Origin of the sequence: Bacillus cereus group sp. MYBK30-2 (assembly GCF_051915945.1) — a bacterium.
Taxonomy (GTDB): domain Bacteria; phylum Bacillota; class Bacilli; order Bacillales; family Bacillaceae_G; genus Bacillus_A; species Bacillus_A paramycoides.
In genome coordinates, this window is the sequence record NZ_JBQAFR010000002.1 from 732,748 (window position 1) to 744,689 (window position 11,942).

Here is an 11,942-nt window from a genome sequence, read left to right on the forward strand (position 1 = left end):
TTCTTTACATGTTGAACACATGAAAGTTCACTGTACTTCACAAACTGAAATATATTACTTGTTACGTGCGATGTTCGTAATAAACTTATAACGATCACCGCGATAAATACATTTCACATACTCTAACGGTAACTCACCTTCTGAATATGACCATTGACGCATTACAAGTACAGGCGCCTTTTTAGGAATATGCAGATGTTCAGCTTCATTATCTGTTGCGATTGAAGCTTCAATTGATTGAGTAGCGCGAACAAGTTTAAAGCCTAGTTTTTTCTCTAAATGTTCATATAAAGATTGTTGCAATATTTCTTCGTTAATATCATTCACAAGAGTTGGCGACAAATATGTCGTCTCAAATGCAATCGGTTCGTCATCAGCTAAGCGAGTACGCCTCACTTCATAAACCGACTCTCCCTCTTGTATTCTCAGCCGGTCTGCTATTTTAGCAGTAGCTGGAACTAGGCGGAAGCTCAATAACTGGCTGCTCGGTTTCATACCACGAGAAATCATATCTTCTGTGAATCCCGTCATTCCTTGCAACTTTTGCTCCACTTTCGGAAGTTGAACGAATGTTCCAATTCCACGTTTCCGGTATAAATATCCTTGTTCCACTAAGTTATTAATTGCCTGTCTGATTGTCATACGACTCACTTCGAACTTATCACAAAGTTCATTCTCAGATGGAATTTTATCTCCCGGCTTCCATTCGCCGTCCTCAATTAGCTGTTTCACCCACTCTTGAATCTGATAATAGATCGGAAATGGTGAATACTTGTCGATGTTCATCAGCAATCGCCTCACTGCATAAAGATAGAGCTTCTGGATCTGCGATTACGGTTACATTCGGATGACGTTGTAAAACTGTAGCAGGACACACCTCACTATATTCACCTTGCAATAATTCTTTAATAGCTTCTGCCTTTTTAGATCCCATAGCAACAAGTAGAATTTGTTTCGCTTTCATGATGCTTCCAATTCCCATTGTAATCGCATGAGTCGGCACATCTTCTTCATTCTCAAAGAAGCGAAGATTTGCTTGGCGCGTAGATTCTGTTAATTCCACAATGTTAGTTGGAGAATTAAATGGTGTTCCTGGCTCATTAAATCCGATGTGACCGTTTTCACCGATTCCAAGAATCTGTAAGTCAACTGGGTTAGCTGCTAGAATGCCTTCATAACGCTTGCACTCTTCCTCTAAATCACTTGCCATCCCGTTTGGTACATAAGTTTGTTTAAATGGAAGATGATCAAACAACTGTTCTTGCATGAAATAGTGATAGCTGTTTTTATCTTCGTGTGGTAAATTTACGTACTCATCTAAGTTTACAGTGGTTGCATGACTTGTATCAAGTTTATTTTTTCGCATTTCTGCATAAATACCTAATGGGGAGCTTCCAGTAGCCATTCCTAATGTTGGATTTTCTTTTGATTTTACAACCTCTTCAATTAACTTATAGCCTGCTTCTGCTAATTCTTCTGGAGTTTTTACAACAAGAATTTTCATCTAATTACTTCCCTTCCTTCATATGAGTTCCTAAACGAACCGTATCATATACATGTAATTCTTCAGTCATAACAACAAAGTCTGCATCTTTACCTGCCGCTAACGCACCTTTATTATTTAATCCAAACTCTTCTGCCTGGTTAACTGATGTCATCAGTACTGCATCTTCGATTGAACATCCTGTAAATTCAATTACATTTCGGAAGGCTTGATCCATTTTCAAAATACTACCAGCTAACGTTCCATCTTCTAATCGGGCACTTCCATCTTTTACATGTACTGGCTGTCCGCCAAGCTCATATAATCCATCTTCAAGACCTTTTGCACGCATTGCATCAGTAATGACACTTACTTTTTTCGGTCCTTTTAATTTATATGCTAATTTCACCATATCAGGGTGAATATGAATGCCATCTGTAATTACTTCAACCATTACATCTGGATTTAATAACACATGACCAACAACTCCTGGTTCACGGTGATGTAATCCACGCATTTGATTGTATAAATGTGTTGCATGTGTAATTTTTCTATTTTTCAGTTGTGCATCCATCGCATCTGTGTGCCCCATTGTGCCAACAACACCTGTTTCAGCAAGATACTGTTCAAACTCTAACGCGCCTTCTTCTTCTGGCGCATATGTTACTAATTTAATTAGATTACCGCTTGCTTCCTGCCATTGTTTAAATTGCTCGATACTCGCAGGAACAATATGTTCAAGTGGTTGTGCACCCGCACGTTTTTTTGAAACATATGGTCCTTCTAAGTGAATATATTCGAAATGTGCTCCTTTTTCTTTCGCTTCCTTCGCAGCACTAAGTGCCGCTTCAATCGCTTCTGGAGCTTGTGTCATTGTTGTTGGGAAGTAAGTTGTAACTCCTTCTTTTAACATTTCTTTACCAAGAGTTACTAATCCATCGCTATTTGCATCCATCGCATCAATATCGTACCCACCATGAATATGAACATCAATCATACCTGGAATCACAATCTTCCCTGCCGCATCTAAAACAGTTTCATTTTCTTGTGAGACATATTGAGCCATCAAACCAATTTCTTTAATTGTTTCTGCGTAACGAATAAATCCGTTTTCCACTACTTCTTGACCTGTATAAATTTTGGCATTGATGACAACTTGCGTTTTCATTTTCATCGATCCTTTCCCATGAAATACCTACTTGTTATTATTACCTTATTCGCCTAATTCCATCTTAATATACACACGAGTAGTTGTCTATACATTCTAATGAAATTTCCTCTTTGTTCAGCAAAAAAGGAAATTAATTGTTTCTCTCACAATTATAATATATGTTATTCATTTTTTCCAAAAAGGGACAATAACCTCTTATATAATTAGTTACTTAAGTAATGGCATCCAGCCGCTCGACCACATCGCAATATGTTCACCATCTGTTTCTATTTCTACTGTTCGCTTGTTTGTTCCATATAGCATTATACCGCGCTGTTTTAATCGTCTCACTACACTTTGGTGGGGATGTCCATACGGGTTTTTACTCCCGTATGAAAGAATAGCGAATTGTGGATCTACTTTTTTTAAAAATGTTTCACTCGTTGAAGTATACGAGCCATGATGCCCCACTTTTAGCACATCTGCATGTACATCAAATCGCTTTAATATTTCATTTTCCGTCCGTACATCCGCATCACCCATTAATAAAAAGTCTGCTTTACCATATCGAATTTTTAAAACAATTGAAGACTCATTATTCTCATCTTTCGATTTCCCATTGTTCAACACCTGTATAGAAACATGTGGATCTAACGGTATATATTGTCCTTCCTTCACTGAAACGAAAGGTATGCCCCTTTTTTTAATATTATTCCGATACGTATGATAAGTAAATGAACTATATGTTTTCCCACTATCTAATACGAGTGAGACTGGCATTTGTTCTACAATCGGAATAAGTCCACCTATATGGTCCATATCAGGATGCGTACCTACAATAACATCTAAGTGGTTAATCCCTTTTTCAATTAGCTTTTGAATAATGACCTCTCCCGCTTCATAAGGCCCTCCATCAATTAACATCGTTTGGCCATTTGGCAAGGTAATAAGTGTCGCATCACCTTGTCCAACTTTTAAAAAACTCACTTTCATTTTCCCTAAATGTTGCCGCTGCATATGTAAAGAAGACGCAGTATGAATAGTCATCATATATCTTTTAGCCGATGCGCTGTTTAGCGAAAAACATAATAAAACAGAAACCAACAATAGAATACTCCGTACACCTCTCATAACTCGTCTCCTTTTTTCATTTAGTATGGCACGCCCTGTAATTGATATACAAAAAAAGCTTAGCAAAATGCTAAGCTTTTATTTTGATAATTCCTGTAAAGAACCGAAGAATAAATCTGCTTCATTCATTTGTTCATTTTCTTCAGAAAGCGATGGTAAATCATCTAACGTTTTCAATCCAAACGTATCCAAAAATTCTTTCGTAGTTCCGTATAAGATAGGACGCCCTGGGCCTTCCGCTCTTCCCGTTTCTTTTATAAGTAAGTGCGAAACTAACGTTTGTAATGCCTTGTCCGTTTTCACGCCTCTAATCTCTTCCATTTCTGTCCTTGTAATCGGTTGACGATAAGCAACAATTGCCAACGTTTCAAGAGCTGCTTGAGAAAGTGAAGCCGCGGTTGGGGTATCTATTAATTTTTGATAATACGAAGCATGCTCTTTCTTTGTTGCAAAACGATATACTTTTGCATATTGCACAATTTGCAAGCCGCGATGCGTTCCTTCGCATTCCGTTTGCATTTCCTCTATACTGTTTCTTACTTCTTCCACTTCAATTTCAAGAACTTTCGCTATTTGTTCTGGATAAATCCCTTCATCACCGGCAACAAATAAAAGTCCTTCAATAATTGCTTTTTGTTCTTTTCTATCCATTTTACGAACTCCTTCCTCCTGTCTTTTCCAAAAAAAATACACATAAAAAAACCGAATCACAGTTAATGCGTTCGGTTCAATATTTCTTTTCTTGTTCCAAACGATACACTAAAAACGATCATGAGATAAAGTATTTCCCTCTCATTTTCCACCCTAATAAACTATACTGAATCTATACGGATTTATTAGAGCTTGATACGAAAATTTCATCAAAATTATGCTCTTGTTCAATAATAATTTGTTGATTTTTCATCAGCTCAAGAACCGCTAAAAATGTTACAACCATTATTTCTCGTTCTTCATCAGCAAACAAATCATAAAAGCTTTGACGACCGCCTTTTGTTTCTAACTGTTGTAGAATATCAGTCATTCGCTTTTCAATTGGTATTTCTTGACGAGTAATTCGTGTTGTTACAGGGTTCTTTGCTTTTTTACGACGCATTAGCTTTTGAAATGCCGCTAACATATCATATAATGTAACATCAAGAGGTAAGCTTGTCTCCTCTTCTTGTTGAAATGATGTAAAATCAATTGGCGGACGTGTATATAGCTGTGCTCTTTCTTGTTCTCTTTCTTTTAACTCAGTAGCAACTTGCTTATATTTCTTATATTCAATTAACCTCTCCATCAATTCTTGACGAGGGTCATCCATAAAGTCTTCACCGTTATCAGGTACATCTTCTTCTTGTTTTGGTAACAACATTTTACTTTTAATTTGCAATAACGTTGCTGCCATTACTAAATACTCACTAGCAACATCTAATTGTAATTCTTTCATCGTATGGACATAAGATAAATATTGCTCTGTAATTTCCGCTACAGGAATATTGTATATATCAATTTCGTAACGATGTATTAAATGTAACAATAGATCTAAAGGCCCTTCAAATGCCTCTACTTTAAAATTATACTGCACAAAGCATCCCACCACATTTTTTCTATAACAACATAAGTATAGAGCATACTCATGTTCTATCCAACCTTTTTAAGAAATTTAATTAAAAATAGACCTATGCCCATGTCATAATGCCCACCGCTTCATATGATAACAGTGTAGTAAGAACAATGTAGGAGGTCAAAAAACTATGGGTCACGTTGATTGCGGTTTTAGCGGTGGATTCGCATTACTTGTTGTACTGTTCATTTTACTAATCATTGTAGGAGCGGCTTGCTTCTGCTAACATGAGGCAATAAAGCGACTAAGGAAAATTCCCTAGTCGCTTATTGTTAATATTTCTATGATACACTGTACATATAATAGTTAGACAGGGGCGAAAAAAATGTATCCTACCGAATACATACAATTTTTAATTCATTTTCACGGAGATTATGATTATTTTGAATGTCATGAAATACTAGAAGAGTATTGGAAATTAAAACCTAGAGGAGAGCGTGACAATTACTTAGTTGGTCTCATTCAAATTGCAGTTTCTTTATATCATCAAAGACGCTCCAACTGGAATGGCGCAGAGAGAATGATAAAAAGTTCAATAGCACTTTTAGAAAAGAACAGTGCGTCATTACAACAATTAGGAATAGATCATAAACAGCTAATATTCTTATTAAATGAAAGATTACAATCTATCCATAAAAAAGAAAATTTCGCTCCGTTATTTTTACCATTATTAGACGCTTCATTGGAAAGTCACTGCATACAGTTATGTAAGAAACAAGGGCTATTTTGGAAAGATGCGAACGCCATTCCTGGTGAATACATTATGAATAAGCACACATTACGTGATCGAACAGAAGTCATTTCTGAACGAAACGAACAACTACAAAAAAGAAAGCAGAGATAATAAACTACTTATCCCTGCTTTCATGAATGTATATTTTGTTCAAGCTCTTTACACTTTTTGCAAAAACTTGCTGTTTGCTCATTTCCGCAAATTGTAAACTCAAGAAATTTAATCTTAAGCTCTTGAACCATCTTCGTCCCAATCCCCATATGACGGTGAGACGGGTTCACGCTCAAATGCTGAATTTCTAATACATGATTCTCTTTTTTTACAATCCCCATTATCCCAACAAAATCTTCGTTTTGTTTCCACAAATACAGTTGCCAATCATCTTTCGTTTCATACTCTTTCATTGTCAATTGTAATGTTTTCACATCTTTTTCAGTTGGCATAAATGAAAGAAGCCCCATTGCAATCTTTTCATAACTTTTTTTAAAACGAATTAACATAACCCTTATCCCTTCTTACAAAAGTTATAAACTATTAATCCCCTCAATCACTCTTTTCACATCATATTCATTCTACAGTATTTTCACCAGAGTGAGAAGAGTCTAAAACAACTTGATAATCATACAAAGCGTAAAGAAGAAAGTCAAATATATGTTTTCACACTATTTGTTTCCAGTAGACTACACAAAAAAACACTACTGCATAGGAACTAAAAGGAAAATCCCCTGCTCATCACAGCATAATTATTGACCACTTTTGAACAAAGTAGTTCTAGCAAAAATAATATGATAAAAGAAATCCATTTATTGAAGCATATAATTGTTAATGTATTCTATGTATTTTGTTAAAACTTTGTTCTTATGAACAATATATTTTAACAGCAGTAACCGTCCTATCTGTATCATGTACTGTAGAATATATCCCAATTCCTATTTGAGTAAATAAAAAAGAGAGCACAATTGCTCTCTTTTTTTCATAACTTATTCTTCCCAAACTTTAACTTCTTTCATTACATCGCCTTGACGCATGTTTAATACTGTTTCAATACCACTCGTCGCTTTACCAAACACTGTATGTACGCCATCTAAATGAGGTTGTGGCTCATGAACAACAAAGAATTGGCTACCACCTGTATTACGGCCAGCATGTGCCATAGAAAGTGAGCCAACAAGATGTCTATGAGGGTTTCCATCAGTTTCACATGGAATAGAGTAACCTGGGCCACCTGCACCTGTGCCTGTTGGGTCTCCACCTTGGCTTACGAAGCCAGGAATAACGCGGTGGAATGTCACACCATCATAAAATCCTTGCTCTGCTAATTTTTTAAAGTTTTCTACTGTTTTCGGTGCCTCTTCTGGGAAAAATTCCAATTCGATTTTTTCACCGTTTTCCATTAATATGTATCCTAAAGTTTTCATACGTATATGTCTCCTTTCAACTATCTCAGCACTATATTACCATATTCATGACGAGAAACAAAAAGAATCCGACAATCTGCATACTTCTTTTTTGAAATGTGGAAAAAGCTAGGTGACAAATAAGAAAAATATACTATAATAACTGTGTTGCCCGAAAATTTCAGAAAGAGAAAGGGAGCGATTTTTCGTGAAAGCGAAATTACTAGCTCTGCTATTAGCTGTAGCCGTATTTATTATGCCAACAGCTTCATTTGCAGACATCATTGAGGGAGAATCAATTGTTACACTAGGAGAAAACTTATCTGAACAACAAAAACAAGATCTGTTAAAAGAAATGAAAGCACCAAAAGATGCTACAATTATTACTGTGTCTAATGCGGAAGAACATAAATTTCTAGAAGGAATTGTTCCAAAAGCACAAATTGGTACGAGAGCAATTTCCTCTTCTATGATTACATACACAAAACCAGGGTCAGGTCTCATTGTACGCTCAAAAAACATTAATTCGATAACAGATGCAATGTACACAAATGCACTTATTACAGCAGGTGTGAAAGATGCAGAGATTCAAATTACTGCACCATTTAAAGTTTCAGGAACCGCTGCTTTAACCGGTTTAATGAAGGCATATGAAACAACATCGAACAAAGAAATTCCAGAAGATGTTAAAAAAGTAGCCAATGAAGAAATGGTACAAACAGCAAAACTTGGTGATAAAATCGGTGAAGAAAAAGCAGTTCAACTTGTTGCAAAAATTAAAGAAGAAATTGCAAAAGAACAGCCAAAAACGACTGAAGATTTACGTTCATTAATAAAAAAAATTGCTGATCAACTCGGTATTACATTAACAGATGAACAGTTGGATAACTTAGTAGCGTTATTTGATAAAATGAAAAATCTTAATATTGATTGGAACCAAGTTGGTAGCCAATTAAACAAAGCAAAAGACCATGTATCAGCCTTCTTAGGATCTGAAGAAGGACAAAGTTTCTTAGATAAAGTAAAAGATTTCTTCTCTAGTATCATTGATTTTGTTAAATCATTATTTAAGTAAAAAGCTCGTCTTTGACGAGCTTTTTTATTTTGCATTAACGAGCGTCTGAGCTAATAATTAGCAGGATTTAAGGTTTCACTTTATACGAGCAAAGGTAATTTCATAATAGCCTCTTCAACCGAACGAACAACATGATTTGCCTTCTCTTTCACATACGGATGAGCATGATGAAGAGTAAACGAGTGCGGAGTTACTTCAAACATAGAAATATCATTAAAAGAATCACCAATGCACGCGACTTCCTTTGCCTCAACTTTTAAATATTCCATTAATCGCTTCAGAGCGCTCCCCTTACTTACTCCCTTTGGCATAATGTCAACGTAGCGCTTACCCGATATAAAAACTTCCGCTTCGCTATGAAATGTATCTCGCAATTCTTGATCTAATGCTACAATTTTCTCTTCACCCCCAAAAACAAACAATTTCGCAGGATGTACAGTCTTCCCAAATTCCTCTTCTAATGCTTCTATTTCAGCGATATGCACTCCCATATACTCTTCAAAAGTATGATGATGTTCATTCTTCCTTTTTGTATATCGCTGCTCATTTGCACATACAATATCTGCTAGTCCCTTTTTATGTATATATCGATATATTTCCTGGGCAACCCCATCTTCAAAACTCGATTCATGAAATACTTTTCCATCCGGTAGTAACATTGTCGCTCCATTTAAACCGGTTGTGTAATACGGGAACGAAAACCGTTCTACCGCCTCATTAATTCGGTGAGTAAAACGGCCAGAGGCAAAACAAATATTTGTCCCTTTTTCAGCTAGCCAACAAAGCGCTCGTTCATCTTCTTTTTGCATATGATTCACATTGTAAACGAGCGTATCATCTAAATCACTTACAAATAATTTAATCATGTCCTCTTCCCCTTTCATACACAATATCTACTCTAATTGTACAAAAAAAATGTTTGGTTTTTGTTAAAAAAGCAATAATTTTTCAATAAAAAATAAGCGGGAGCATAATCCCGCTTATTTTTGTCTTCGCACATTTTGAGGTCTTACAATACTTGGACGAACCTTTAAACTAGACATAGTTGGACGGAGTAAAACTTTTGTTAATGCACCCCAATCAAACGGTAAAAACGGCCATAAATACGGTGTTTGTAAACTTTTTATAGACGCTAAGAATAAAATCAATACCGTCATTCCGATTACAAATCCCATCTCATGAAAGATACCGGTCAAAATAATGACAAACAATTTTCCGACCTTATTTCCAAGTCCAAGTTCATAACTCGGCGTTGCAAATGATCCAATCATAGAAACCGCTACATACAAAATAACTTCTGGTACAAATAGACCTACATCAATTGCAATTTGACCAATTAATATAGCTGAAATCAAACCTGCTGCTGACGACAATGGTGTCGGTGTATGAATAGCAGCCATTCTTAAAAATTCAAGTCCAATTTCAGCCATCAAAACTTGTAATAAAATCGGTAAATGCGTCATCTTATTTGGCCCAATGAAAGCTAGTTTCTCCGGTAAAAGCGTTGGATCAAATACAAACACTAACCAAAATGGCAATAAGAATAAGGAGAATATAACACCTAGAAAACGTACCCAACGTAAAAATGTACCTACAGCTGGATTTTGTCTAAATTCTTCCGCATGCTGTAAATGATGGAAATATGTCGTTGGCGTAATCATAACACTTGGTGACGTATCAACGAGCACTAACACATGTCCTTCTAATAGATGATTTGCTGCTACATCGGGCCTTTCTGTATATCGAATAAGCGGGAATGGATTATAACTTTGTTTGACAACAAATTCTTCTACCGTTTTATCCGCCATCGTAATCCCGTCTACATCAATGTTATTTAATTCTTGTTTTATAATCTTCACTAAATCTGGATTTGCAACATCTTGTACATATGTAATACAAATATCCGTTTGCGACCTATCCCCTACTCGAATCATTTCATTTCGAAGACGTGGGTCGCGTATTCTTCTACGAATTAACGCTGTATTTACAACGATGTTTTCAACAAAGCCATCCCTTGCACCACGTACTACCTTTTCTGTATCTGGTTCTGTCGGTGTCCGACCTGGATAACTACGTACATCTATCACGAACGCTTCCGTTTCACCTTCCACAAATATAATAATGAGTCCTGATAATACTTGGAGCATTACCTCATCCATCGTTTTCACTTTACTTACTTGTTGATGAATTAAACGATTCTCTAAAAGCTTCACTGTATCTTCTTCTACATCCCTTATTTCATTTGTATCCACCGCTTCTTCTAAAATATGGATAATATAATTTGTATCACAAAGTCCATTTACAAATAACACACCAATTTTTTTATTTAAAATTTGAAATTTACGAATACCCACATCGTATGTAACACCTAGTCCAACCGTTTGTTTTAAATAATTTTCATTATCACTTAAAAAAGATGAAATAGGGATATTCACTTTTTTAGGCTTCGTCATAAAACCCACTCCTTTCCAAAATTAATTGAATCGCTTTTCTAGTAATAGGTGATCCTCTCTCCCATTCATCATTTCCACACATCTTACCAATATCACCGACCCCCACAATGACAGGAACATTCAAATCATCTAAACAATAAATCGTATCCCCACTAATCCTGCCAATTTCACCATCTGGAAGTCCAAATTTATCCACACCGTATTCTGTCAAATTCCCATTCCGATCTACACTTACATCTACACGTGCCCATTCCCAATGATGTGTATTAGACGCTACTGCTAAAATACCAAGTACATCAACTTGTTTATGTGTTGCGACATATTTTAACGCCTTTTCACCAGATCCTTCTCCTATAAATCCGCTGTCATCAAACATGACAAATACAGGGTCATATGGTGTTTGCATAATAAGCTCAACAACTTTCTTCCCTGTCAATTTGGTTGGATTACTTTGCGATGCTGAAATACACCTTCCCCCAAATTCCTTTGTTAACAGCTCAATTGTCCGCTTTGCATATTCATCTCCATCTGTGACCAAAACAACCCTTCGTCTCATTTGATTTATCCTTTCGGTTTACATATAAGTGCTACAAAAAATGAAAATAATATTGCTGCTGAAATACCCGCTGACGTTAAGCTAAACATACCGATTCCAATTCCTAAATATCCATGTTTTTCTGCCGCATGCATTGCTCCGTGCAGTAGTGAATGCCCAAAGCTTGTAATAGGGACCGTTGCCCCAGCACCCGCAAATTTTATAAGCTTATCATACAATCCGAATCCATCTAATATAGCCCCAACGACTACAAAAGTTGCCATTAAATGAGCTGGTGTTAACTTGGCGAAGTCTAGCAACACTTGTCCAATTACACAAATAGCTCCACCTACAAGAAATGCATATATAAAATCCACAA

Annotated in this window: 15 protein-coding genes; 3 read left to right on the plus strand and 12 right to left on the minus strand. The window is 36.1% G+C overall.

The window, feature by feature from the left end:
• Positions 1 to 54 precede the first annotated feature (54 nt).
• The 6 genes from phnF to ACTFQM_RS15300 form a co-directional block, all read right to left on the minus strand.
• Positions 55 to 786: a phosphonate metabolism transcriptional regulator PhnF gene (gene phnF / locus ACTFQM_RS15275; protein WP_071718750.1), complete on the minus strand. Its 732-nt coding sequence runs from the start codon at positions 784 to 786 to the stop codon at positions 55 to 57.
• Positions 716 to 1,504, minus strand: a complete 789-nt coding sequence (nagB, locus tag ACTFQM_RS15280) for a glucosamine-6-phosphate deaminase (protein ID WP_002173289.1) — start codon at positions 1,502 to 1,504, stop codon at positions 716 to 718. Before nagB ends, phnF begins: the two co-directional genes overlap by 71 nt.
• A 4-nt stretch (positions 1,505 to 1,508) precedes the next feature.
• A complete protein-coding gene (nagA, locus tag ACTFQM_RS15285; protein ID WP_440035791.1) occupies positions 1,509 to 2,651 on the minus strand; it encodes an N-acetylglucosamine-6-phosphate deacetylase in 1,143 nt (380 codons plus the stop codon).
• Between the two features lie 210 nt (positions 2,652 to 2,861).
• Positions 2,862 to 3,764, minus strand: coding sequence for a ComEC/Rec2 family competence protein (locus tag ACTFQM_RS15290; RefSeq protein WP_002173291.1), 903 nt, complete (start codon positions 3,762 to 3,764; stop codon positions 2,862 to 2,864).
• Positions 3,765 to 3,842: 78 nt separating this feature from the next.
• Positions 3,843 to 4,415 (minus strand): SMC-Scp complex subunit ScpB, encoded by a 573-nt coding sequence (gene scpB, locus ACTFQM_RS15295; protein WP_002173292.1) that lies wholly within the window; start codon positions 4,413 to 4,415, stop codon positions 3,843 to 3,845.
• Between the two features lie 172 nt (positions 4,416 to 4,587).
• The gene (locus tag ACTFQM_RS15300; RefSeq protein WP_265621744.1) at positions 4,588 to 5,331 is read right to left on the minus strand and encodes a segregation/condensation protein A; all 744 of its coding nucleotides are present in this window, start codon (positions 5,329 to 5,331) and stop codon (positions 4,588 to 4,590) included.
• A gap of 169 nt (positions 5,332 to 5,500) precedes the next feature.
• Between ACTFQM_RS15300 and ACTFQM_RS15305 the strand changes: the two genes are divergently transcribed.
• Both ACTFQM_RS15305 and ACTFQM_RS15310 read left to right on the plus strand, forming a co-directional pair.
• The gene (locus ACTFQM_RS15305; RefSeq protein ID WP_000510194.1) at positions 5,501 to 5,596 is read left to right on the plus strand and encodes a YjcZ family sporulation protein; all 96 of its coding nucleotides are present in this window, start codon (positions 5,501 to 5,503) and stop codon (positions 5,594 to 5,596) included.
• A gap of 99 nt (positions 5,597 to 5,695) precedes the next feature.
• On the plus strand, positions 5,696 to 6,214 hold the full coding sequence (locus ACTFQM_RS15310) for a DUF309 domain-containing protein (RefSeq protein ID WP_002173294.1): 519 nt from the start codon (positions 5,696 to 5,698) through the stop codon (positions 6,212 to 6,214).
• Between the two features lie 20 nt (positions 6,215 to 6,234).
• Here ACTFQM_RS15310 and ribT read toward each other — a convergent pair whose 3' ends face one another.
• Complete coding sequence (ribT, locus tag ACTFQM_RS15315; RefSeq protein WP_002173295.1) at positions 6,235 to 6,603, minus strand: GNAT family N-acetyltransferase RibT; 369 nt, start codon at positions 6,601 to 6,603, stop codon at positions 6,235 to 6,237.
• 480 nt (positions 6,604 to 7,083) lie between these two features.
• A complete protein-coding gene (locus tag ACTFQM_RS15320; RefSeq protein ID WP_000853789.1) occupies positions 7,084 to 7,521 on the minus strand; it encodes a peptidylprolyl isomerase in 438 nt (145 codons plus the stop codon).
• Between the two features lie 187 nt (positions 7,522 to 7,708).
• Here ACTFQM_RS15320 and ACTFQM_RS15325 point away from each other — a divergent pair, with 187 nt between their 5' ends.
• Positions 7,709 to 8,575, plus strand: coding sequence for a DUF1002 domain-containing protein (locus tag ACTFQM_RS15325; protein WP_002173296.1), 867 nt, complete (start codon positions 7,709 to 7,711; stop codon positions 8,573 to 8,575).
• 80 nt (positions 8,576 to 8,655) lie between these two features.
• On the opposite strand, the gene ACTFQM_RS15330 is transcribed toward ACTFQM_RS15325, so the two are convergent.
• The 4 genes from ACTFQM_RS15330 to spoVAE form a co-directional block, all read right to left on the minus strand.
• The gene (locus ACTFQM_RS15330) at positions 8,656 to 9,459 is read right to left on the minus strand and encodes a Cof-type HAD-IIB family hydrolase (RefSeq protein ID WP_440035074.1); all 804 of its coding nucleotides are present in this window, start codon (positions 9,457 to 9,459) and stop codon (positions 8,656 to 8,658) included.
• Between the two features lie 96 nt (positions 9,460 to 9,555).
• Positions 9,556 to 11,028, minus strand: a complete 1,473-nt coding sequence (spoVAF, locus tag ACTFQM_RS15335; RefSeq protein WP_440035076.1) for a spore germination protein SpoVAF — start codon at positions 11,026 to 11,028, stop codon at positions 9,556 to 9,558.
• Positions 11,015 to 11,584, minus strand: coding sequence for a stage V sporulation protein AE (locus ACTFQM_RS15340; protein ID WP_001254419.1), 570 nt, complete (start codon positions 11,582 to 11,584; stop codon positions 11,015 to 11,017). The genes spoVAF and ACTFQM_RS15340 overlap by 14 nt, the downstream gene beginning before the upstream one ends.
• Before the next feature lie 5 nt (positions 11,585 to 11,589).
• Complete coding sequence (gene spoVAE, locus ACTFQM_RS15345) at positions 11,590 to 11,940, minus strand: stage V sporulation protein AE (protein WP_000345912.1); 351 nt, start codon at positions 11,938 to 11,940, stop codon at positions 11,590 to 11,592.
• Between the last annotated feature and the right edge of the window lie 2 nt (positions 11,941 to 11,942).